Here is a 24,695-nt window from a genome sequence, read left to right on the forward strand (position 1 = left end):
TTTATTTTAGAATCAAGAAATTATACCAATTTACACATAAAAAGATTGTCTAAAAGTACTCCATTTGGATACATTTTAGACAATCTTATAAAATATAAGGTTTGTATTAATCTATTCAGCAGCTTTTACTGCATAATATATATCTGTTTGAATGTCTGCTGGTTTTACTTCCATAGGATCATTTTCATAGAGTTCCCAAACGATTCCCGTAGGAACTAATTTATGTTTGCCCATAAACTCCGCAATTTTACCATGCGCTTCCATATCGCCTACTCCATACGGTCCAAATTTGGATATTTTAACAATTTTTCCAGTTGGTGCATCCATAATCGTCAAGCCTTCTAATGCTGGAAGTTTGTCTGTAGAATGTACCAACAAACCTATATAAAATTCCGCTTCTTTCGTTTCTTCATCCCATTTCGTATATAAGGAACCTGGCGTATAATCGAGTTTATGCGTTGCTCCATACATGCCTGCTTTTGGCATAAATTCCGTAAATAATTTTGTCATTTCTTCCATGGCAACATCTGTGGTTGTTTTTTGATAAAAACCTACAAATTGTTTTCCAGCGATTTCTCCTTGCGTTATTTCGCCTAATCGGAAAGTTGCTTGCGGTGGATTTTTTTTCATGTTTTCTGCAATGACTTTATCCAAGTTTTCGAGTCCTTTTGCATAATCTGGTCCGACCATTTTGTCCATTCCGCCACTAAATGCAGCAAATGCTTTGAACATAAAAGGCAGTTTTTCACCTTTCATGGTCCACGTTACTTTCGTACCTTCTTCAACTTCTTCTAGCTTCCACGTGACCGTATTTGGATCGTAATCTTCAAACTTCAGTTCTTGTTCTAACGATTGATTTGCTACCATCGCAATATTCTTCATACTTCCTTTTCCATCTTTCCCGTCCCAACTGTATGAACCGCCAATTCCTGCGGTTTGTTCAGGATAGCTTGCTTTGATCGTTGTGTCTTTTTCCATCCAAGGATTCCAAGCTTCCCAATTTTTAAAATCGCTTACATTGTTAAAAATTACCGCCGCTGGTGCTTTCATTACTTTGCTTCTCGTTACCTCAAAACTGTCAGGTCTTGTGGCTACATATATTGCGCCTGCAACTAGGACTACAAGCAGCAATAATAGTACATACTTTAAAATTTTCATCTCGTTTCGGTGTATTAGTTAGTATTGCTAATGTACAAATTTTTAATGTTTTCGTGAATTGATTACATTTGTGGCAAAAGGATAGAGATTTCATAAAAAAGAAATTCCCTTTTTTATGAATTCCTAAAAACACTAAAAATAAAGAAATGAAATTAAAATCAATTGTAGGATTAGTTTTAGCCGCTGGAATGCTATTTTCTTGTGCAAAGAACACAAAAGAAGAAGCCAAAGTAGATCCGTATGAACCACAATTTATAGAAGTAGCCGAGAATGGAAAAATGGAGTTCAAGGTAGAAGAATTTGGGGATGTAGATATTTTAAGATATGAAATTCCTGGATTTAATGATTTAACCCTGAAAGAAAAGAAACTTGTTTACTATTTAACACAAGCGGGACTTTCTGGACGAGATATTATGTGGGATCAAAATTATCGACATAATTTGACTATTCGTAAAGCGTTAGAAAATGTGTATGTAAATTATAGTGGAGATAAAACTACGGATGATTGGAAAGCATTTGATGAGTATTTAAAAATGGTTTGGGTTTCTAATGGAATTCATCATCATAACTCAAATGATAAATTAACTCCTGAATTTTCAAAGGACTATTTAAAAAGTTTATTAGCTGATACAAACACGGAACTCACTGGAGAAGCTTTTGAGGTGATTTTTAATGATAAAGACACAAAAAAGGTCAATAAAAAAGCGGGCGTTGATAATGTATTGGTTTCAGCTGTGAATTTTTACGGTCCCGATATTACGAATGCTGACGTAGAAGAATTTTACAAAACTGCTTACAAAGGACCAAAAGGACAACCGATTGAGGCTGGATTAAACTCTAAGTTGGTTCGTGAAAACGGAAAACTGATTGAAAAAGTATGGAAGTCTGGTGGTATGTATGGTGAAGCAATTGACAAAATCATCTATTGGTTGGAAAAAGCAAAAGGTGTAGCTGAAAATGAAAAACAAGCAGAAACTTTAGGTTTGTTGATCGAGTATTACAAAACAGGAAGTTTAGATACTTGGGACAAATATTGTATTTCTTGGGCAACCTCAACGGAAGGAAATATTGACTGGATCAACGGATTTATTGAAGTATATAACGATCCAAAAGGATACAGAGGTTCATACGAAACCATTGTACAGGTAAAAGATGTTGACATGTCTAAAAAAATGACCGTTTTATCTGAAAATGCACAATGGTTTGAAGACAATTCTCCTTTAATAGACAGTCACAAAAAGAAAGATGTCGTAGGAGTTTCATACAAATCAATTAATGTCGCTGGTGAAGCTGGTGATGCCTCGCCAAAAACACCAATTGGCGTCAACTTACCAAACAACAACTGGATTCGTCAAAAGCATGGTTCAAAATCTGTTTCATTAGCAAATATTATCAATGCCTACGGACAAAATGGTGGTTCTGGAAGATTGAAAGAATTTGTTCACGATGATGAAGAATTGCAATTAGAGTTAAAGTATGGAAAATTAGCAGACAAATTACATACTTCACTGCATGAAGTGATTGGTCATGCTTCTGGACAAATTAATGACGGAATTGGACAACCTAAAGAAACCTTGAAAAACTATGCATCTACGATGGAAGAAGGACGCGCAGATTTGGTGGGATTGTACTATTTAATGGATCCAAAACTCAAAGAACTAGGATTGGTGGAAGATACAGAAGGTGTTGGAAAAGCTGCCTACGATGGTTATATCCGAAATGGGTTGATGACACAATTGGTTCGTTTAAAATTAGGTGACGATGTGGAAGAAGATCACATGGTGAACAGACAATGGGTTTCTGCTTGGGTTTTTGAAAAAGGTGCAAAAGATAACGTGATTGAAAAAGTAACACGCGATGGAAAAACATACTTTAATATTAAAGATTATGTAAAATTACGTGAGCTATTTGGTCAGTTGTTACGTGAAACACAACGTATCAAATCTGAAGGTGACTTTGAAGCGGCAAAAGCCTTGGTAGAAGGTTACGGAATTAAAGTAGATCAAGCGATTCATGCAGAAGTATTGAAACGTAATGAGCAATTTAAAGCAAATCCAAATGGAGGTTTTGTAAATCCTGTATTGGTTCCAGATATGGACGCAACTTCTGACGAAATCAAAGCTATCAAAATTATGCAACCTGCAGCATTTGACAACCAAATGTTATACTATAGTAAGAATTATAGTTTCTTAACTGATAAGAACTAAAATAGATATCAAATAATAAAAAAAGACCTTTCAATTTTTAATTTGAAAGGTCTTTTTGCGTAAAAGCTAAATGTAGCATGCAACATTTAGGGAACAAAGTAATCCGCAAGTTTGTGGCTTTGTAGGTTCAGGTGTACAATTATTTTCCGATGGACAATCGTTGTTTTCTGATTGGCATGCTGCTGAATTTGGCGGGCACAAATTACAATTTGTTTCATGTATAGATTTTTCTCTTCCTCCAATTGTACTTCGCATACTACTCAAATCAGAAACAACATTCTTTTTCAGCCTCAATTTTGATAAATTCTTTTTTTTCATAATTTAATCGTTTAAAAATTTTACTTTCGTTAATAGTATTTCATTAACGTAAGTAAAAACTTATTATTGTAAGATTTTACATTTAACTATTTTTCTAATGACCATACAAGGAAACATCGTAGACATTCCCAATAAAAGAATTTATAAAGGCGAAATTTATGTAGAAGGCGAAAAAATTATCAATATCATTGAAAAAGATCACGACGTAGAAACTTATATTATTCCTGGTTTTGTGGATGCGCATATTCATATTGAAAGTTCGATGTTAGTCCCTTCGGAGTTTGCGCGTTTGGCTGTGTTGCACGGAACGGTTGCCACGGTTTCCGATCCGCACGAAATTGCCAATGTGTTGGGAAAAGCTGGTGTAACATTTATGATTGAAAACGGCAAAAAAGTACCGTTTAAGTTCAATTTTGGCGCGCCATCGTGCGTGCCAGCTACGAGTTTTGAATCGGCAGGTGCTGTGATTGATTCGGAAGGAATTAAAGAATTGCTCGCCATGCCAGAGATTAAGTATTTGGCAGAAATGATGAATTATCCAGGTGTGTTGTTTGATGATGCTGAAGTGCTGAAAAAGATTGCTTGGGCAAAACATTTTAAGAAACCAATTGACGGACATGCGCCAGGATTGCGTGGCGATGATGTTACGAAGTATATTTCTGCAGGAATTTCCACCGATCACGAGTGTTTTACGTATGAGGAAGCGTTGGAAAAGTTACAAAAAGGCATGAAAGTGATTATTCGAGAAGGAAGTGCCGCGAAGAATTTTGAAGCACTAATTCCGTTGTTGGATGCACATTATAATGAAATGATGTTTTGTTCAGACGATAAACATCCAGATGATTTGTTGGTGAGTCATGTGAATGCTTTGTGCGCGCGTGCCGTTGCGAAAGGAAATGATTTGTTTAAAGTGTTGCAGGTTGCCTGTATGAATCCTGTAAAACATTATAGTTTGGACGTTGGTCAGTTACGAATTGGTGATTTTGCCGATTTTGCAGTGTTGGAAGATTTGACCAATTTTAACGTTTTAGAAACCTATATTGACGGCATCCGAGTTGCTTCTAACGGAACGACACACATAGACAGCGTGCCGTTTGAAGTACTGAATAATTTTGATACATCTCCAAAAAGTGTGCTTGATTTTCAGCTCAAAGCCACGAAAAGTGAGATTCGCGTTATTGAAGCACTCGATGGTGAATTAGTAACTAACGAATTGATTGTAGATAATTTGGTAAAAGATGGCAATTTAGTATCAAACGTTGCCAAAGATGTGTTAAAAATGACTGTGGTGAATCGCTACCAAAATGATGCGCCTGCGATGGCTTTTATTAAAAATTTCGGTTTGAAAGAAGGTGCCATTGCTTCTTCCGTAGGACATGATTCGCATAATATTATTGCTGTGGGCGTTTCGGATGAAGCTATTTGCAAAGCCGTGAATTTGTTGATTGCAAATAAAGGTGGCATTTGCGCCGTTTCTGACGCCGTTGAAAAAGTAGTTTCGTTGCCTGTTGCGGGAATTATGAGTGACAAATCGGGTTGGGACATTGGCAAAGCGTATGCGGAATTGGACAAACTTGCCAAAGCTATGGGAAGTTCGTTGCGTGCGCCGTACATGACTTTGTCGTTTATGGCATTGTTAGTAATCCCGTCGTTAAAACTGAGTGATCAAGGATTGTTCAACGGGACTACTTTTGCCTTTACTTCGCTGGAAGTTTAATTGATTGTGCAATTATTGCCTGTAAAGTTGTTGGTATCGTACGTTCCTGTGCCTCCATTTGTGGGCGTTCCTACAGATGCTAACCTAAATACGACTTCCGTACCACTTTTGGCAGTACAAATTTCAAGTTCGTAATTGCTATTGGCTTCTCCTTTTATTGCATCCAACACATTGTTGAGTCCTGTGTTTAGTTGAGAATAGTTGTCAATTAAGAATTGCCCATTGCGACCGATATCTGAAATTACGCTGGTGTCTATATCACTTCCTGCGCCAATGACGTAAAAGCCTGTATTGAAGGTTGTGGCATTAATGCTTGCGTTCATATCGCTTCTATTGCTAAAAAAGTCTTGATTTTTCCCATCAGAGAAAAACACGATCGAAGACGACCAAATATTAGTATTGGCGTCGTTTTGAATTTCTATTTTTTTAGCTTGCATTCGGTTACAACTTTGCACAACTGCTCCATATAAATTGGTAGACCTATCTTCTTGTAATGCTTGACTCATTCCGCTAATTGCAGTAATTATATCTTGGCTAGATGAAGAGAAATCTATGAGTTCTTGCAATTGTTCTCTTCCATCAAAATAGTAGATCGCAACTTCCAAAGCGCCGCTATTTATTTCACTAAATAAGTTAGAAACATAGAGTGTTGCGGCACTTTTTATGTTGTCAATTTCATCAATGACACTTCCGCTTACATCCATCACAATCATCGTGGCATAACGGTAATTTTGAGGATTTGGCACAATGAGTCGTGGTGCTTCTGCGGGATCAATGAGTTGTTCTGTTTCTCCAGCATTTACAGCGCGTTCATACAGATTGAAATCGCTATCTGTCTGATTTGCGATACCGACATTATTGGCATCCGTAAGTTTGAAAGATACTTTTATTTTACTTTCATCGACTAAGGTTTCAATATTTTTAATTTCGATGGAATAGCCTGGTGGCGTGTCATTATCATCATTACTGCTGCAACTACATAGCAATCCCAGCACACATACAAGAAGTGAGAGTTTTTTCATTGTTTTTCTGTTTTTTAGCTTGTGAAAGTAGTGTTGCTTTTCCTTACGTAGTCTATTTAAAAAAGTCGTGATGTGACCTTATAACGCATCTAATTCACAAAAATTGCCAGAAAAACTAATAAAATGATGTATTATCTTGCTTTTATCGCGCCAACGCCAAGTGTAAATCGGTATCCAACTTGAAGTTGAAAGAACGCATCGCCTGCGCCAGAGCCTACATCTCTTATACTTCTCATTCGAAGAAATATTGAGTTTGACCGATCTTCTCCAGGATAGTAAAATATTTCTGCATTGGCAGTTAGTGTTTTTAGGTATCCTGGTTCTACAAGACTAAATTCTGAATAATCTCCAATAAATGAATAGCCTTTTAATTCAAGTCCAGCGTTCAATCCAAAATTGTTAAAACGGCGAATTTCAAAGTCTACTCCCAAACCAAAACCAAACACTTTATAGTTTGCATCATTATCTTCAACAGCTACATCGGTTCGTACTTTTGTAACATTGTAACTGAGTGGCAAATAAAAGGAAGTCCAAACGGGAGATTCTTTAAATAGTCTAAAATTGGTAAGATTTACATTTAAACCCATTTCTAGATTTGATCTTTCTAGTAATGATAATTTGCTATCAGTAAGTAAATATTGTGTGATGGTATCATTTGCTACTATCACACTATCTAGAGCAGCTTGTACAAAACCTGTATCATCATCAAATCTTGAATAACGTACATACGGAGATATTTTTTTCAAGAAATATAATGCTTCTCTTTTTACATTGAACGGATTCACAAAAAAATCGGCTTTCCCTTCTATTTGAAACAATCCATTGTCTTCATCTGAAAATAAACCTAGTAAATCTGTATACGCACGTAAGTCCAATACATTTTGTAAATGATTGTTATTAATGACTTGATACGATCTTCTATCTTTTATTTTAGCTTCTTTGTCGTCATTTGAAGGAAATTTATAAGCTACATCGTCAGGCACATAATTACTTCCTGCATTTGGATGGTAATCCAACACATCTACATACCTAATTATAAGTTTTTCAAGAATACTTTCATCATAAATGTGATTTCCATCAAGATTTACATAATGAGAAAAAGCGATATAACTCTCTTTGGATTTAAGGGTGTAATTTAAGATACTCACTGGATATCTGCCTTCAAAGTAAAATTCAGTTTTTTTATCCTTAGATAGAAAAACGACACGTGTATCTACAATTCCGCCTTCACGTAATTCAATTTGAATTGACTTAAACAAAGCACCACCATGAACAAGTAGTTCTCCTGTAACTGTGGTAGCGGTGTTTTTTGGTTGTTGTTCTTGAAGTTTCTTTGCTTTAGTTCTACGCTTGAAAACACTATCATCTCCTCCTCCAAGGTTAATAGCAGGCGTTTCTTCCCCATTGTTATTATTTGTTGATGAATCTGTGTTTTCTTTTGTCAAACCACTTCTTAACGAATAGTACTCTTTAATACTTATTGCATGACTATCACCTTTATATTTTGTTTTTACACCACTATTTTTATTGACTTCATACCCTTCCATTTTAGCAACATTATCTACATTAGCTACACTTATGTAAAAATTAATAAATGCTTCATCTCCTGGGATTTCAAACGTTCCTAAATTCGTTTTGCTATCAATACTAAATACATCTTTAAGTACATTTTGAGCGTTTTTATTGCTGAGTAATTCTTCTTTTTTTATCGGTTCATTATCTCCTACAATGATGAACTTTTCAGGATCTAAATCTTTTTCTTCAAATAGTAGACAACTTCTACTTTTGTACTTCGCCAAATCAGCATCGGTCACGTTTTCAAAATCTTTTAAATACGTCTTATATTGCTCAAACTTTTTACATGAATCTGTGATATTTGTCACGACAATTTCAGTATCTGCAACTAATTTTTTCTTATCATTTTTTTTCGCGGTAAGCTCTTTTTGTTTCTCATTGCGACCCGCACTTTCAAGTATGGAAGAACTTAATTCATTTTCAAGCTTAGTGATTTCTCCTTCGAGTAAAGCAACGGCTTTGTCGTTTGCAAATTTTTTATCTACCAGCTTTTCAATCGAATCATTTCTAGCTTTTAGTTCTTTTTGGTAGCTTTCAATTTTGACTTCAGTAACTTCTTCTTGCGGTCTATCGGCAGTATATATTTGACAAATTCTAACTTTATACTTCGCTAAAAATTCATCTGACACATTTTGATATTTTTTTAATAATGTATGATATTCTCTGTATTCATCACATTTTTCAACGATTTCAGTATCTAATTCTTTAATGCTATTTTCAAGAGTTGTTTTTTCACTGCTTCTTGTAGCTCGTTCTGCTTCATCTTGTATGTTTTCTATGGCTCTTGAAAGATTAGAAAGTTGAATTACAAGACTATCTTTTTTATCTACCAATTCATACAATGCTTTTTGCTTTGCTTCTAGTTGCGGAATAAATTGATCTTCAGGAATTTCTTGCGCTGAAAGTTGAAAAACACAGAAAAATCCTAAGAAAAGTAATGAGAATGATTTCATGGGTATTAGTGGTTGTAGTTATTTTGTATAAATGTAAAACTTTTTTTGTAAAGCGAAAATACACATCTATAGGTATTTTTTGTGTTTGCAGTATTTAAGAGTGTAAGGGAATATCGATGACGATTGTGGTTCCGATATCTCATATAAAACATAAAGCAAAGATCTTATATTGCATTTTATTTTATAGTAAAAGGAATTTGATGGTCGAAATTAGAATCCTTCGTTCCATAACTTTCTAATTGTGGTCTTTGGATGGATTCTAGTTCTTTAACTAATTTGCGATGTAATTCAATATAGTTTCCTTTAAAATCATTATTCCAAACGTTTTTTAGTGCTTGTGTTAAGGCTCCATCTTTGGCATATTTATTTTTTTCGCAGGCAGCAAGTAATAACACTGAAGCTTGTATTGTTTCTTCTATTTCTGTTTTTTGATTGCTATCATTACGTTTTACAGATTCTTGAATAGCTTTTGTTATAATTTTTGAACTCAAAAAGTACATAAAATTTATTTTTGAATTAACCATGGTTCTAAAGTTTGCTTTGCGATTCATTTTACCGACCATACTAGCACTAAAACAGCTATCTGAAATAACAAGTATTCGAATTCCTTTTTTAAATTGAGATAACAATACTTTTAACTCATCATCAAGCAGTGCCTTTTTACGAAAGCACCAATAACCATCCATGTATTCGTTTAATTCAACAGGACCAACATTTAGCTTGCGATGTCCATGTCCTGAAAATGATATGAAAAGAATGTCTCCAGGTTTAATAACTTTTTTATACTCATTGAGTTTATTTTTAAAATTTTTAACTGTTGCTTCACCTTTGGTAAGTAACTTATTGTTATACCCGAAATCTATCGCAATCTTATTCATAAATTCAGCATCTGTTTCTGCATGTGTTAATTTTTTAAAACCTCTTAGTGAAGTCGTGTTAAGTCCAATATTTATTGCATATCCTTTCATAATGTATATAATTTTGAACAAACCTAAAATTTATAACAGCGTCAAAGTATACCTAGGATTAGGTATTTTTTATATATGGAATGTCAACAATAATAGTAGCTCCTTTCATATGTGTACTATCAATTTTAATTTCACCTTTTAGATGCTCAATACGTTGTTTGATGTTATGGAGCCCAATTCCTTGTGATTTTTTTTGTAGGTTGAAACCTTTGCCATTGTCTTCTACAATGATATTTAAGCTATAATTATGTTGAGTTAATTGAATAGTTGCTTTTGAAGCTTCTGCGTGTTTTATAATATTAGTTATTAATTCTTGAATGATTCTAAAAAGAGACAGTTCTAGTGAATTTTCCAGACGTTCGTTTAGCCCAAAATCAATCACTTCGATATGTATTTTATTAGAATCGTTTACTTTTTGAGCCATGTTTTTCACAGCGACTAACAATCCTTTGTTAGCCATTACACCAGCATTACGCACATGAGAAATATTACGAATTTTTTCGTATGCTTCATTTAATAATACTTTTGTTTTATCAAGTGCGTTTGGATTGTTTCCTGAACTAACATTTTCTATATGTAAATTAATTGTAGCCATCAATCCTCCAAGATCATCATGTAAATCTTCAGCAATACGCTGCCGTTCTTTTTCTTGTCCAGCAATCATAGCATCTATACTTGCTAATTCTTGTTCTTGTAAAAGACTTTTTACCTTTTGAGCTTCCAAGTCTTGAGCCTGTTCTGCAAACAGTTGTTTTTTTCGGGTATTCTTTTGTAACAAATAGGCAGAAATAATTACGATAAAAAGTATTGCCAATGAGATAATAAGTTGGTTTGTCTTTTTAGTGCTTTTCAATTTTGCTGCTATTATTTCCTTATCCTTCTCTGCCGTTTCATAACGAGTATTAATGTCTATGATTGAAATTGCTTTTTGATGTTCCGCTAAAATGTCTGAATATTTAATTTTTTGTTTCAAATAATACAAAGCACTGTCTGCCATATTTCGCTGTTCAAAAAGTTCTGATAGTTGCCCATTTACTTTTTCTTTTTCAAGAAATCTATTCTTTGGCAACTCAATTTTGAGTGCTTTGTAAAAATAGTAAACTGCTTCTGACAAAGTATCACTCTCTTGCTTAAGCATTCCTATATTGTTGTAAATACCATGTAATTCAATTTTATTTAAATTATTTGTATTTGAGCTGTAATATTTGATCGCCTTATTATTGTACACAAGAGAACTATCTTGATTATGATCAAAATAATTATAATGAATTCCTATCAATTGGCAAATTTTACCTTTGATAAATGTATTTTTAATCGTTTTACTTTCTTTAAGTACTTTTTTTAACTCTTTAATTCTTGAAGTACTAGTAGTGTATCCCAAATGATCGTTGTAATAAAAATTATAAAAAGTATTTTCGGTAGCATCATAGATGAAGTTTTTATAGACATCAATATACTTTTTACAGGTAGACGAGTCTGATTCACTATTTTTATAAAGTGTGAATAGAATTTTTTTTAATGACTCACATATTAAAATTGTGTCATTATTTTTTTTTGCTTCTTTGTATGCTAAGACATAATTTTCAAAAGAAATATGAGAATCGAGATTATTTACTCCAATATAAAAATCACCTTTATTTATGAAAGCAAGTGAACGAACTGAACTAGGTAATTTAACAGTATTAATGAAAGAAAGTTCCTTGTCCAATTCTTTAATCGAATCATGTAACTCATTATTCGTTTGTGTTAAAAAATTATAATGATGTTTTAATTCCTTTTTTACAATAGAATCGGTAGTGATATTAATAATTTTAAAAGCTTCATGCAACCTTTCATTTTTTATATGAAGAATGTATGCATGAATATTCCTATCAATAAGCTTCACTTCTTTTTTTTGACAAGAAATAAAGCTTGTTGAAAGGAATGTAATTAGGAAAAAGTATTGCCAAAAATTAAAATATTTTCGATTTACATATATGTCCTCCATATTTGGATTTATCACCTTCACTTTCTTCTTCGTAAGATGTTAGTTTGTCTGCTATTATTTTACTGTCTAGTACGTCTAAGTCAATGAAGTCATCAATCTTCTTTTTCTCAGCTCTTGGAAGTACATAGTATTCATCAAACTCTCCATCATTAACAACAATTTCTGTTATAAATTGATGATCATCATCATTACTACCTGTTTTGTATGTTATCTTTTTAATTCCTAATGCAATATTTTCTGTTTTTTCAAATTTCTCATCCAATTCAACATCTTTTCTAAGATAAAATTTAATGCGTTTAATTTTTTTTCTCTTCTTGTGATAAATCAATTTCATCCACAATGATAAATCTACAATTCGCTTTTTAATATCAGTACCATCTTGATATTCAGCTAAAAATACTTCTTTGTGTATTAACTGATACTCTCTATCTTCTGATAGTCTTAATTTGATTCTAAAATTTTCTTCCATTATATATTTCTGTTTGATTATTTATCAAAAATCAAAAAAAAAATGTAATCTTGAATTACCCAACAATAGGTATTCTAAAAAATCCCTCATCCTAAAAAGCATATTTCCGATCAATAGCATAGCCCAACAACTCATTGGCTCCTTTTAATTGTAGCTTCTGAATCATGTTTTTACGATGTGTATCTATGGTAGATTTTGAAATGAATAGTAAATCTGCAATTTCTTTAGAAGTCTTTCGCTGTGCAATGAGTGCCAAAATCTCCTTTTCGCGGCGTGACAAAATAGATTTGGAACTGTTCTTAGAAACCTGCTCAATATTCAACTTGGCATCATAGTACGTTTTGTGTTCCGAAAGTGCATAAATAGCTTCCAAAACAACTTTCAAAGGCGAATTCTTCAAAATATAACCCGTCGCACCTGCATCCAACATTTGCTGCACCGCATTATCTTGGTCATACATCGTAAACGCCAATACTTGAATATGTGGAAATTCTTTTTTAATCTGACGCGTTGCCACAATGCCATCCATTTTGGGCATTCTGATATCACAAATGACAACTTTGGGTTGTTTATGTCTAACAATTTTGAGTAAAGCTTCACCATCATTGGCATGCCCAACAATAGCAATATCTTCTTCGTATTCCAAATACGAAAGGATACCATCAATCAATGCTTGATGATCTTCTGCAATAGCGACTGTAATCATATCTTAGGGTGCTAAAAATTACAAACAAACTATATGCACTCTTAAATATAAATAGAACGATTTGGGAATCCTATCGCAGTAAAATACTGTAATAAACGTATTTATATTTGGTGGTTTGTAGTTAGTTTTCTTACAATTTACAAAAAATGACCGCAAGAAAACAAACAAAATTTACGATACAATGAATTTTTTAATGACTACGATGGTAACAATGAAGAGAATAAAAACCAATAAAACCCATAAACTTCCCTTGTAATAACGTCGGTGAAGCTTCAAATCTTTTCGATATGCATACACCATAATTACGGTAAAAACAATCACAAAAAAAGCAGCAAAAATCAACTGACCTGTCGTAAACATAACGCGAATTTTAGTTTTGACAAAATTACGAATTAAACCGCAAACGTTGTTAATAAAAGTTTCAAAATAAAATAGCAATCACGCAAAAACAAGCTAAATAATCAAGTATATTTCCACTCTTAATTCGCTAAAAACAGTACCATTTTGAAAAGAAGAATAGAAGCCGTTACAGAATTTCATGAAGCGTTTGGTTTGGGAATCAAACATACACCAACTGCCAACATCGGAGCAAAAAGAAACCTACTCCGCTACAAACTCATGCGCGAAGAAAATGAAGAATACCTTGAAGCCGCCGAAAATGACGATTTAGTCGAAGTGGCTGATGCTTTGGGCGATATGCTATACATTCTCTGTGGAACGATCATCGAACACGGAATGCAAGACAAGATTGTAGAAGTGTTCGAAGAAATACAACGCAGCAACATGAGCAAACTCGGAGCAGACGGAAAACCTATCTATCGTGAAGATGGAAAAGTACTCAAAGGTCCAAACTATTTCAAACCAGATATCGCTAAGATTTTACAACAGTAGAATTGAGCTATATTAGTATTGAGTTATTAGTATTGAGAATTGAGAAGTTTCAAAGTGAAATTCCTGACATGCAACAGAAGAATAACAAAAACAAGACAATTCGTTAGTTGTGAGTTAAAATGAACAAAATTGGCAAAACACTACACGTCACTTCGAGTAGTTTTTTGGAATGTTTACATTGAGCGTAGTCGAAATGAAATGAAAAAAATTGTATCGAGAAGTACTTTGATACTAGAAATATCCTAGCACTTCAAAAAACAAAGCAACGAATTGACAAAAACTGCACGTCACTTCGAATGGCGAATCTCAGATTCGTTGTAGCGAAAAGTACTTTGAAGTTAAAAATTTTCACTGCTATGAGATATTGAATCAAGTTCAAGATGACGAAAAAATAAACATACAATTAAAAAAGTGACTTTTTGAGTCACTTTTTCATATATCTAAAAGTCTAATAATCTAACTTTTTCTAACAATTCAAGAAGTCTAAAAAAATTTAAACTTCAAAACGCCAACCATGCGGATCTTCAGAAACATTATACTGAATGTTCATCAGTTTTTCTTTGAAGAAAGATGCATACGAATTCTCTAATTTTGGCAATGTAAACTCATCACCTGCATGCTCAAATCCTGCAATCGGATTGATCACCGCAGCAGTTCCCGCACCAAAAATCTCTTTCAACGATCCGTTTGTAGCTGCTTCTTTAATCTCAGCAACGGAAACGCGACGTATCTCAATATCAATTCCATTATCTTTGGCAAGCTGAATGACACTCTTTCGCGTGATTCCATCCAAAATACGATCATTTGTAGGCGCCGTTAACAACGTATCTCCTACTCTAAAGAAAATATTCATCGTTCCTGCTTCTTCCAAATAATCATGCGTACTCGCATCTGTCCAAATAATTTGCTGATATCCTTTGGCATGTGCCAAACTGGTTGGATAAAACTGTGCACCATAATTTCCTGCAGCCTTTGCAAAACCAACACCACCATCGGCAGCGCGACTAAATTTCTCTGCAAACAAAACTTTTACTTCACCTGCGTAATACGATTGCGCTGGCGAACAAATAATCATAAACTTATAGGTACTTGATGGAGAAGCAGAAATTGCAGGCTCCGTAGCAATCACAAACGGACGAATATATAATGAATTTCCTTTTCCTTTCTGAATCCAATCCTTTTCCATACGCAACAACTGCGTCAACCCTTCAAAGAAAAATTCTTTTGGGAAATGCGGAATCGCCATACGATGCGACGACTTATTAATACGATTAAAATTATCTTCCGGACGAAACATCCAAATCTGATCGTTGTCATCTTTAAACGCTTTCATGCCTTCAAAAACAGCTTGTCCGTAATGAAAAACACGCGCCGAAGGATCAATAGTGAGTGGTTGATATGGCTTAATTTCAGGTGTCTGCCAAGCACCATCAACATAGTCGCACTCAAACATGTGATCGGTAAAAACTTTTCCAAACGTTAAGTTGTCAAAATCAACATGTTGGATGCTACTCTCAGAAACTTTAGAAATTTTTAGATCAATAGGAAGGTCACTCATCATTTAATTCTTAATTTTGTGCAAAGGTACAAATAAATAGCTTTAAAAGAATCTTAGTTTTCAACAAAATTTCGTTGATACATTTTGAAGATTCACAACAAAAACACCATAACTTTAAGAAAAATTTAATAAAAATGAAGAAAATTGTATTTTTGATAGTCGCAGCAACCATCATGTTTGCTTGTAAAGATGCTAAAACAAACGAGAAAACTACCGAAACGAAACAAGAAACAAAAGCTCCTGAAATGGCGTATGCTTCTTTTGGTGAAAAAATTGACGCAACAGACGTATTAACTGCCGAGCAAATCAATGCAGAATACAACAACCTAAAAGTGGGCGATACCTTAGATGTAAAATTCACATCAAAAATCAATTCGGTGTGCTCTAAAAAAGGATGCTGGATGCGTTTAAGCTTAGAAGATGAAAAAGAAGTCATGGTTAAATTTAAAGACTACGGATTCTTCATGCCACTCGATGCAACTGGTGATGTTATTGTAAATGGAAAAGCATTTGTACAAGAAACTTCGGTAGACGAATTGAAGCACTATGCAGAAGACGCTGGAAAATCAGCAGAAGAAATTGCTAAAATTACGGAACCAAAAAAGACACTTTCGTTTGTAGCAGACGGAGTTTTATTGAAAAACTAAGTTTGAAACGCAAAATTATCACCACCAAAGATGGATCTACCACCATTCATCTGGAAGATTGGAATGAACAATATCATTCTACTCACGGTGCCATTCAAGAAGCAGCACACGTTTTTATACAAACAGGACTGCATTACTTACAAAATACGTTCAATCCTGCGCAAATTCACATTCTCGAAATGGGTTTTGGCACAGGATTGAATGCTTTTATGACCTTTCTGGAAAGTAAAAAACACAATTTTACTATTAATTATACTGGCGTTGAAGCCTATCCGGTCGCTTCCGCAGAAGTATCTCAGTTAAACTACATCCAGCAGTTAAAAGCGGAGCACGAATCGGCTACATATAACCAAATGCACACTTGCAATTGGGAAGAAGAAACGCTGCTATCCGAAAACTTCAAACTCACCAAACGCCAACAATTCTTTGATCAAATTGACGATCAAGAAAAATTCAACCTCATCTACTTTGATGCGTTTGGCGCACGTGTACAACCTGAATTGTGGACTGTTGACATCTTTCAAAAAATGTACAATGCACTGCAACACAAAGGTGTTTTAGTAACATATGCTGCCAAAGGAAGTGTCCGCAGAGCCATGCAAGAAGTTGGTTTTCAAACAGAACGACTTCCCGGACCGCCAGGCAAACGTGAAATGCTTCGCGCTACAAAAATTGACTAATAATTAAGATTAAAAAAAACGTAATTACTATATCTGTTCTTTTTAACGTATTTTTACAGTGAAAAAGAAAACTTAATTGCGATGAAAATACTAATCTGCGGAGCAACAGGATTGATCGGTTCGGCACTAACGGAGCTTTGTTTGCGAGAAAATCATCAAGTACATTACTTAACTACGCGCAAAAGCAAAATTGAACAATCCGAAAATAACAAAGGTTTTCTTTGGAATCCCGCAGAAGGCGAAATTGATGAAACCTGCTTCGAAGGTGTAGATGCCATCGTAAATCTTTCTGGAGCCAACATTGCCAAACGCTGGACAGAAACGTACAAACAAGAAATCATGAACAGTCGCGTAGATACAGCAAATATCATTTTCAAAGCATTGCGAAACGCGAAAAATCACACCATAAAACACTATGTTTCCGCTTCCGGAACTGCCATTTATCCAAGTTCACTCACAGAAAATTATACAGAAGACACCGAAAAAGAATCCAATGACTTCTTGGGAAAAGTAGTCAAACAATGGGAATTACACGCCAATCAATTCAAATCCTTAGAAATTCCTGTGACGATTCTCAGAACAGGTTTGGTACTTTCTGAAAAAGGTGGCGTATTAGTAGAAATGGCAAAACCTGTCAAATTTGGTGTTGGTGCCGCTATGGGCTCAGGAAAACAATGGCAATCTTGGATTCACATTGACGACATTGCACGCATGTATCTACATGTACTCACCAATCAAATTACTGGAGTGTATAATGGCGTGGGACCAAATCCGACCACAAACAAACTTCTTACTAAAGAAATCGCAAGTGTTTTAAACAAACCATTCTTTCTACCAAACATTCCAAAATTTGTAATGAAATTGATGTTAGGCGAAATGAGCACACTGCTCTTTTCGAGTCAGCAAGTAAATTCTGAAAAAATAGAACACACAAATTTCAACTTTACATTTCCAGAACTTACACCTGCATTGGAGAATTTACTCAAAAAATAAAACTAGCTAAAAAGTTGTAAAACACATCATTTTGGGTTTTCACACTGAGGTTACCAAAATGTATCCAAAACCTCATCAAGCCAGCTTTCAACTGTTATGAAAAACCGAATCATACTTCGGCTGTGTGCTGCATGAAAGTTCGGTTCAATGAATCTATCTTTTCAAACGGTCTTAGAAATTAACGAGAAGTAAACATAAAAATACGCGCAAGTTTTGTTGCGGAACTATTTAAAAATATTTTGTGTGACATTTTGACATTTTTCCATAATTGGCAGTACTTTTGCCAACTTAAAAACGAATCATTAATTTTTTGGACATATACCATGAGCAAAAAAAAGGAAAATACCGTAGAAAAAGAACAACCAATAGCTGCAAATAAAGAAGCAAAAGCGGCTGAAACTACTGAAAATACAGTAGAAGAACTATCTACTGAAGAAAAATTACAAGAAGAACTAGGAAAAGAAAAAGACAAATTTTTACGTCTGTTTGCTGAATTTGAAAATTATAAAAGAAGAACGAGCAAAGAACGCGTTGAACTCTTTAAAACAGCAGGGAAAGACATTTTAGTTGCCATGTTGCCAGTGTTGGACGATTTTGATAGAGCTTTGGCAGAAATTGCTAAAATCGATGATAAAGAAGTACAAGATTTGAAAAAAGGAGTCGAATTGATCAGCAATAAACTCAAAGAAACTTTAAAAACAAAAGGACTAGAGCCAATGACTGTAAAAGCAGGTGATACTTTTGATGCAGAAGATCACGAAGCCATCACACAAATTCCTGCACCTTCAGATGATATGAAAGGAAAAATCATTGATGTGATTGAAAAAGGATATACACTTGGTGAAAAAATCATCCGATATCCAAAAGTAGTTGTAGGACAATAAAAACGTTTTTGTGTTGTTCCCGCAACGAAACGACCTTTTAACACAAGTTGAAAAAAATGAAACAAGATTATTACGAAATATTAGGAATAAGTAAAGGAGCTTCGGCAGCTGAAATCAAAAAAGCATACCGCAAAAAAGCAATTCAATATCATCCAGATAAAAATCCAGATGACAAGCAAGCGGAAGAAATGTTTAAAAAAGCAGCAGAAGCCTATGAAGTATTGAGTGACGAAAATAAACGTGCACGCTACGATCAGTACGGTCATGCAGCCTTTGAAAACGGTGGCGGTTTCGGCGGCGGCGGTTTTGGTGGCGGCATGAATATGGACGATATTTTCAGTCAATTTGGTGATATTTTTGGCGGTGCATTTGGCGGCGGCGGCGGATTCAGCGGTTTCGGCGGCGGCGGAAGACAACGACGTGTAAAAGGAAGCAGTTTAAAAATTCGATTAAAGTTAACGCTTGAAGAAATTGCCAACGGCGTTGAGAAAAAAGTAAAAGTTCGCAGAAAAGTACAAGCGCCAGGCGTAAGCTACAAAACCTGTGAAACGTGTAATGGTTCTGGTCAAATGACACGAATTACCAACACGATTCTAGGACGCATGCAAACATCTACGACCTGTAGTACTTGTAACGGAGCCGGACAAGTGATAGATAAACGACCAGCAGGCGCCGATGGACAAGGAATGTTGACGAAAGAAGAAACCGTTTCTATCAAAATTCCTGCAGGAGTTGTAGAAGGCATGCAATTAAAAGTGTCTGGAAAAGGAAATGAAGCACCCGGAAATGGAATTTCTGGAGATTTACTTGTCGTAATTGAAGAAAAAGAACACGATCGCTTAAAACGTGAAGGCGACAACTTGCATTACGATTTATACATCAGCTTTTCAGAGGCTGCTTTAGGAACTTCTACGGAAATTGACACGGTAACAGGAAAAGTTCGCATAAAAATTGATTCGGGAGTTCAGTCAGGAAAAATATTACGCTTGCGCGGAAAAGGAATCCCGAGCATCAACGGATACGGAAAAGGCGATTTGCTAGTGCACATCAATGTTTGGACGCCAAAAACGTTGACGAAAGAACAGAAAAATTTCTTTGAAAAAATGGCCACAGAGGAAAATTTTGTGCCAAATCCAGAGAAAAGTGATAAGTCATTTTTTGAAAAAGTCAAAGACATGTTTTCGTAATTCTTTTGCTATTACGAAAAAAAAACTATCTTTGATAAGTTACTGGCTGAAACCAGCTAGTAATTTTTTCTTTTTCATAGCAATTTTTTCCCATCCTTGATCATATTAAGGGTGGGTTTTGTTTTATAATAGTTTGACTTTATGGAGATTACAAGTGAAACTACGTTCGCTGCAAAGCAATCAGCAAAGTGTCAGCTAGAATGTTGCGACTTGCTGTAACAAAATACACAAGATCATTACCTATATAAAAACTTTTTATGAGTTCAATTCTACAGGCGAAAAACGTCGTAAAAAAATATGGTGACTATACCGCACTCAACAACGTTTCCATTGACGTACCCAAAGGAAGTATCTTTGGATTGCTTGGACCAAATGGTGCTGGAAAAACGTCCTTAATTCGAATCATCAACCAAATTACTGCGCCCGATTCTGGACAAGTATTACTTGATGGTGAAGCCTTGCAACAATTTCACATTAAAGATATTGGTTATATGCCCGAAGAACGTGGTTTGTACAAGTCGATGAAAGTTGGCGAACAAGCCTTGTATTTGGCACAATTGAAAGGTTTGAGCAAATCGGAAGCCAAAATGCGCTTGAAATATTGGTTTGAAAAATTTGAAATTTCAGACTGGTGGAACAAGAAGATTCAAGAGCTTTCCAAAGGAATGGCGCAAAAAATACAGTTTGTCGTCACCGTGTTGCATCAACCGAAGTTGTTAATTTTTGATGAACCGTTTAGCGGATTCGATCCAATTAATGCCAACCGAATTAAGGATGAAATTCTACAATTGCGTGATGAAGGTGCTACTGTCATTTTTTCTACTCACCGAATGGAATCTGTGGAAGAATTGTGCGATCATATTGCGCTCATTCACAAATCCAATAAAGTATTAGACGGAAAATTAACTGATGTCAAACGTCAATACAAAAGCAATACGTATCAAGTTGGAATTGGCTCCGCGAACAATCAACAATTGCGATCGGTACTAAATGAGAAGTTTCAACTTACAGATGCTGATTTCAAATCGATCAATGACGATTTAAAACTCAACATTCAACTACAAAATGGCACTACTGCAAACGAGCTACTCTCCTATTTAACGACACAAGGAAACGTAAATCACTTTGTAGAAGTCATTCCAAGTGTCAACGATATATTCATTCAAACCGTAGAAAATAATAATTAGACATGAACCATTTACCGCTAATTATCAAAAGAGAATATTTAACGAAAGTTAGAAACAAGTCGTTTATCATCATGACCTTTTTAAGTCCTTTAATTTTTATCGGACTTATTTCGTTGATCGTGTATTTGACACAGTTGAATAATAATAAAGAACGTACAATTTCCATTTTGGATGAAACCGGAAAAATTTCGGAAGTATTCAAAACTGAAAAAGCAAGTAAAAATTCCAATACAACCTACAACTTTCTTCCCAATATTTCTTTAGAAGAAGCCAAAAAACAAGTACAAGAAACGGAAGAATACGGTTTGTTACACATTCGTAAAATGACTTCTACGGAAGAAATTGCTAAGCAAATACGATTCTATTCGGAAGATTCGCCTTCGTCAAAATTCATATCGCGCTTGGAACGCATTCTGAATGAAAAACTCACCGAAGAAGTATTGGCAAAAAACAATGTAGATCTCGATTTGGTCAAAAGTTCTAAAATGGACGTTACGATCGGACAAGAAACATTTTCGGGTGAACGCAGCTCTAAGTTTATCAACTATGCCAAACTTGGATTTGGATTTGCGGCTGGGTATTTACTGTTTATGTTCATCATCATTTATGGAAACATGATCATGCGTAGTGTCATTGAAGAAAAAACGAATCGTATTATTGAAATCATCATTTCTTCTGTAAAACCGATTCAACTTTTGATGGGAAAAATCATTGGAACATCTTTAGCAGGAATTACCCAATTTTTAATGTGGATCATTTTTGGAGGAATTTTATTAGTCATCATCAGCTTCGTATTCGGATTCGATTTGGTAGGTGCACAAGCCGCACAACAGCAAGAATTCTTAGTACAAGGCGCAGACATCAACTTACAAATTCAAATATCTGAATTGATCAATAGTTTACCAATTGTCAACTTATTGGCAGCATTTTTCATCTTTTTTATTGGAGGCTATTTATTGTACAGTTCATTATATGCCGCCATTGGTGCTGCTGTTGATAATGAAACAGATACACAGCAATTTATGATGCCGATTTTAATGCCGTTGGTATTAGCGGTGTATGTTGGTGGATTTACCGTCTTGGAAGATCCGCATGGAGTCGTTGCTACGGTATTCTCTTATATACCATTTACTTCACCAGTAGTAATGTTGATGCGAATTCCGTTTGGCGTACCAATTTGGGAACAAATAATCGCTGTTGTACTTTTATATATTACCTTTACAGGAACGGTTTGGTTTGCTTCTAAAATTTACCGCGTGGGAATTTTGATGTATGGAAAAAAACCAAGCTATAGGGAAATATTTAAGTGGTTAAAATACTAAATGGAGAAACTCAACGACATACTAAATACTTCTTTTCAACTAGGAGATACTGTTGAAATAAGCGTCAAAGGAATTTTGATCCTTTGCGTGGTGTTGATATTGGCTAAAATATTTTTAAATCTCTTTCAACGTATCGTGACTCGAAAGTTACGCAATGAAAACAAACTGAAGTTTAAAAGTGTGTTTTCGTACGCAACTTGGTTTTCGTATCTCATCATTATGTTGGTCACGCTAAATGCCATCGGTGTGAATGTGACAGGAATTTTTGCAGCTTCTGCCGCTTTACTGATTGGAATTGGATTGGCGTTACAAACGCTTTTTCAAGATATCATTTCGGGAATTTTCATTCTGATTGATCAAACCGTGCATGTGGGCGATATTATTGAAATAGAAGGCAAAGTAGGACGTGTAGAAGAAATCAATTTACGAACGACTAGAGCGGTTACGATTGATAATAAAGTACTCATCATTCCCAATCATTTATATTTGACCAATAGTTTGTACAACTGGACGCAAAACGGCATTACCACACGAGAATCTATCAGTGTTGGTGTTGCCTATGGAAGTGATGTTGCATTGGTAAAAAAACTTTTAATTCAAGCCGCAGACAATCATAAAGAAGTGATAAAAAAGCCTGAACCTACTGTGCTTTTTACTAACTTTGGGGAAAGTTCGTTGGACTTTAAATTGATATTTACAGTCAACAATAGCTTTACTGCATTTCATGTACAAAGCGAGTTGCGTTTTGAGGTCGATCGGTTATTTAGAGAACACAATGTAACCATTCCGTTCCCACAACGCGATGTACATTTATATAATTCAAAAAAAGAATAATATGCCTAAAATATTAGTAATAGAAGACGAATCTGCCATCCGAAGAGTATTGGTAAAAATTTTATCTGAAGAAAATGATACGTATGAAGTATCGCAAGCGGAAGATGGATTGGTAGGAATCGAAATGATTAAGAAAGAAGATTACGATTTGGTATTGTGTGATATTAAAATGCCAAAAATGGACGGTGTAGAAGTGTTAGAAGCTGCCAAAAAGATCAAGCCAGAAACACCTTTTGTGATGATTTCTGGGCATGGCGATTTGGATACTGCTGTAAACACCATGCGTTTGGGCGCTTTTGATTATATTTCAAAACCACCAGATTTGAATCGGTTGCTAAATACGGTTCGCAATGCGCTGGATAAAAAAGAATTGGTTGTTGAAAATAAACGTCTCAAAAAGAAAGTCAGCAAGAATTACGAAATGATCGGAAACTCTGACGCAATTCAACAGATTAAAGATATTATTGAAAAAGTGGCACCAACAGATGCACGTGTCCTAATTACAGGACCAAACGGAACTGGAAAAGAATTGGTTTCGCATTGGTTACATCAAAAAAGTGACCGCAGTAAAGGTCCGATGATTGAAGTCAACTGTGCGGCAATTCCAAGTGAATTGATAGAAAGTGAATTGTTTGGGCACGTAAAAGGTGCGTTTACAAGTGCCAATAAAGACAGAGCTGGAAAATTTGAAGCTGCGAATGGCGGAACAATTTTCTTGGATGAAATTGGAGACATGAGTTTGTCTGCGCAAGCCAAAGTGTTGCGTGCATTGCAAGAAAGCAGAGTACAACGTGTGGGAAGTGATAAAGACATTAAAGTCAATGTTCGTGTGATTGCGGCAACCAATAAAAATCTGAAAAAGGAAATTGAAGATGGAAAATTCCGTGAAGATTTATACCACAGATTGGCAGTCATTTTAATCAAAGTTCCTGCGTTGAACGATCGTAGAGACGATATTCCGTTATTAATTAAACATTTTTCGGGTAAAATTGCCAACGAGCAAGGAAACGCTCCAAAAAAGTTTTCTGACAAAGCCGTCAAATTACTACAAGAATACGATTGGACAGGAAACATACGAGAACTTAGAAACGTTATTGAACGCTTGATCATTCTCGGAGGAAACGAAGTCACTGAACAAGATGTGAAGTTGTTTGCTTCGAAATAGAAAAAGGATAAAAAAAATCAGCTGTAAAAAGCTGATTTTTTTATGTCTCAATTTGATGATTTGAAAATATGTCAATGACGTTTCAAAGCACTTCTCGACACAAATTTGTTTTGCAAATTTACTCAAAGTGACGTTTTGGATTGACGATTTCAGATTTATGATTTTAGAAATCTTTCAATCGTTTAATGTCAAATTACAATAGATTCCTGCCTTACTTCAACAGGCTCAGCATAAACGCAGGAATGACAAGAGCATACAAAGAAATTG

At 35.0% G+C, this 24,695-nt stretch carries 22 protein-coding genes; 12 read left to right on the forward strand and 10 right to left on the reverse strand.

What is annotated here, in order from left to right; genetic code table 11:
* Positions 1 to 111: 111 nt before the first annotated feature.
* A complete protein-coding gene (locus KORDIASMS9_RS21450) occupies positions 112 to 1,158 on the reverse strand; it encodes an SRPBCC family protein (protein ID WP_114904818.1) in 1,047 nt (348 codons plus the stop codon).
* Between the two features lie 146 nt (positions 1,159 to 1,304).
* Between KORDIASMS9_RS21450 and KORDIASMS9_RS21455 the strand changes: the two genes are divergently transcribed.
* Entirely contained in the window at positions 1,305 to 3,365 is a 2,061-nt protein-coding gene (locus KORDIASMS9_RS21455; RefSeq protein WP_114904819.1) for a dihydrofolate reductase, read from the forward strand.
* Positions 3,366 to 3,431: 66 nt separating this feature from the next.
* On the opposite strand, the gene KORDIASMS9_RS23535 is transcribed toward KORDIASMS9_RS21455, so the two are convergent.
* The gene (locus KORDIASMS9_RS23535; RefSeq protein WP_162820102.1) at positions 3,432 to 3,683 is read right to left on the reverse strand and encodes a hypothetical protein; all 252 of its coding nucleotides are present in this window, start codon (positions 3,681 to 3,683) and stop codon (positions 3,432 to 3,434) included.
* Positions 3,684 to 3,780: 97 nt separating this feature from the next.
* Between KORDIASMS9_RS23535 and ade the strand changes: the two genes are divergently transcribed.
* The gene (gene ade, locus KORDIASMS9_RS21460; RefSeq protein WP_114904820.1) at positions 3,781 to 5,400 is read left to right on the forward strand and encodes an adenine deaminase; all 1,620 of its coding nucleotides are present in this window, start codon (positions 3,781 to 3,783) and stop codon (positions 5,398 to 5,400) included.
* Here the strand turns inward: ade and KORDIASMS9_RS21465 are convergent.
* From KORDIASMS9_RS21465 to KORDIASMS9_RS21495, 7 genes are all read right to left on the reverse strand, one after another.
* Positions 5,397 to 6,422: a vWA domain-containing protein gene (locus KORDIASMS9_RS21465; RefSeq protein WP_114904821.1), complete on the reverse strand. Its 1,026-nt coding sequence runs from the start codon at positions 6,420 to 6,422 to the stop codon at positions 5,397 to 5,399. The two genes, ade and KORDIASMS9_RS21465, sit on opposite strands and share 4 nt — an antisense overlap.
* A 131-nt stretch (positions 6,423 to 6,553) precedes the next feature.
* Complete coding sequence (locus tag KORDIASMS9_RS21470) at positions 6,554 to 8,950, reverse strand: hypothetical protein (protein ID WP_114904822.1); 2,397 nt, start codon at positions 8,948 to 8,950, stop codon at positions 6,554 to 6,556.
* A 176-nt stretch (positions 8,951 to 9,126) separates the two neighbouring features.
* The gene (locus KORDIASMS9_RS21475) at positions 9,127 to 9,918 is read right to left on the reverse strand and encodes a caspase family protein (RefSeq protein WP_114904823.1); all 792 of its coding nucleotides are present in this window, start codon (positions 9,916 to 9,918) and stop codon (positions 9,127 to 9,129) included.
* Between the two features lie 58 nt (positions 9,919 to 9,976).
* The gene (locus KORDIASMS9_RS21480) at positions 9,977 to 11,905 is read right to left on the reverse strand and encodes a sensor histidine kinase (RefSeq protein WP_114904824.1); all 1,929 of its coding nucleotides are present in this window, start codon (positions 11,903 to 11,905) and stop codon (positions 9,977 to 9,979) included.
* Positions 11,871 to 12,374, reverse strand: coding sequence for a hypothetical protein (locus tag KORDIASMS9_RS21485; protein ID WP_114904825.1), 504 nt, complete (start codon positions 12,372 to 12,374; stop codon positions 11,871 to 11,873). Before KORDIASMS9_RS21485 ends, KORDIASMS9_RS21480 begins: the two co-directional genes overlap by 35 nt.
* Before the next feature lie 91 nt (positions 12,375 to 12,465).
* On the reverse strand, positions 12,466 to 13,080 hold the full coding sequence (locus KORDIASMS9_RS21490) for a response regulator transcription factor (protein ID WP_114904826.1): 615 nt from the start codon (positions 13,078 to 13,080) through the stop codon (positions 12,466 to 12,468).
* 171 nt (positions 13,081 to 13,251) lie between these two features.
* The gene (locus KORDIASMS9_RS21495) at positions 13,252 to 13,440 is read right to left on the reverse strand and encodes a hypothetical protein (protein WP_114905321.1); all 189 of its coding nucleotides are present in this window, start codon (positions 13,438 to 13,440) and stop codon (positions 13,252 to 13,254) included.
* A gap of 144 nt (positions 13,441 to 13,584) precedes the next feature.
* On the opposite strand from KORDIASMS9_RS21495, the gene KORDIASMS9_RS21500 reads away from it, so the two are divergent.
* Positions 13,585 to 13,971, forward strand: coding sequence for a nucleoside triphosphate pyrophosphohydrolase family protein (locus tag KORDIASMS9_RS21500; protein ID WP_114904827.1), 387 nt, complete (start codon positions 13,585 to 13,587; stop codon positions 13,969 to 13,971).
* A gap of 493 nt (positions 13,972 to 14,464) precedes the next feature.
* Here the strand turns inward: KORDIASMS9_RS21500 and KORDIASMS9_RS21505 are convergent, their stop codons facing one another.
* Positions 14,465 to 15,529, reverse strand: coding sequence for a branched-chain amino acid aminotransferase (locus KORDIASMS9_RS21505; RefSeq protein ID WP_114904828.1), 1,065 nt, complete (start codon positions 15,527 to 15,529; stop codon positions 14,465 to 14,467).
* 134 nt (positions 15,530 to 15,663) lie between these two features.
* Here KORDIASMS9_RS21505 and KORDIASMS9_RS21510 point away from each other — a divergent pair, with 134 nt between their 5' ends.
* The 9 genes from KORDIASMS9_RS21510 (at position 15,664) to KORDIASMS9_RS21550 (ending at position 24,428) form a co-directional block, all read left to right on the forward strand.
* Complete coding sequence (locus KORDIASMS9_RS21510; protein ID WP_114905322.1) at positions 15,664 to 16,176, forward strand: DUF4920 domain-containing protein; 513 nt, start codon at positions 15,664 to 15,666, stop codon at positions 16,174 to 16,176.
* 2 nt (positions 16,177 to 16,178) lie between these two features.
* Entirely contained in the window at positions 16,179 to 16,856 is a 678-nt protein-coding gene (gene mnmD / locus KORDIASMS9_RS21515) for a tRNA (5-methylaminomethyl-2-thiouridine)(34)-methyltransferase MnmD (protein ID WP_114904829.1), read from the forward strand.
* An 81-nt stretch (positions 16,857 to 16,937) separates the two neighbouring features.
* Entirely contained in the window at positions 16,938 to 17,849 is a 912-nt protein-coding gene (locus KORDIASMS9_RS21520) for a TIGR01777 family oxidoreductase (protein ID WP_114904830.1), read from the forward strand.
* Between the two features lie 323 nt (positions 17,850 to 18,172).
* Complete coding sequence (locus tag KORDIASMS9_RS21525) at positions 18,173 to 18,733, forward strand: nucleotide exchange factor GrpE (RefSeq protein ID WP_114904831.1); 561 nt, start codon at positions 18,173 to 18,175, stop codon at positions 18,731 to 18,733.
* Positions 18,734 to 18,789: 56 nt separating this feature from the next.
* Positions 18,790 to 19,920: a molecular chaperone DnaJ gene (gene dnaJ / locus KORDIASMS9_RS21530; RefSeq protein WP_114905323.1), complete on the forward strand. Its 1,131-nt coding sequence runs from the start codon at positions 18,790 to 18,792 to the stop codon at positions 19,918 to 19,920.
* A gap of 257 nt (positions 19,921 to 20,177) precedes the next feature.
* Entirely contained in the window at positions 20,178 to 21,107 is a 930-nt protein-coding gene (locus KORDIASMS9_RS21535; RefSeq protein WP_114904832.1) for an ABC transporter ATP-binding protein, read from the forward strand.
* Positions 21,108 to 21,109: 2 nt separating this feature from the next.
* Positions 21,110 to 22,429 carry an ABC transporter permease gene (locus KORDIASMS9_RS21540; RefSeq protein WP_114904833.1) on the forward strand — a complete coding sequence of 440 codons (1,320 nt, stop codon included), beginning with the start codon at positions 21,110 to 21,112 and terminating at the stop codon, positions 22,427 to 22,429.
* A complete protein-coding gene (locus KORDIASMS9_RS21545) occupies positions 22,430 to 23,263 on the forward strand; it encodes a mechanosensitive ion channel family protein (RefSeq protein ID WP_114904834.1) in 834 nt (277 codons plus the stop codon).
* Position 23,264: 1 nt separating this feature from the next.
* Positions 23,265 to 24,428, forward strand: coding sequence for a sigma-54 dependent transcriptional regulator (locus tag KORDIASMS9_RS21550; protein WP_114905324.1), 1,164 nt, complete (start codon positions 23,265 to 23,267; stop codon positions 24,426 to 24,428).
* The last annotated feature ends 267 nt before the right edge of the window (positions 24,429 to 24,695 follow it).

The organism is Kordia sp. SMS9 (assembly GCF_003352465.1).
Lineage (GTDB): Bacteria > Bacteroidota > Bacteroidia > Flavobacteriales > Flavobacteriaceae > Kordia.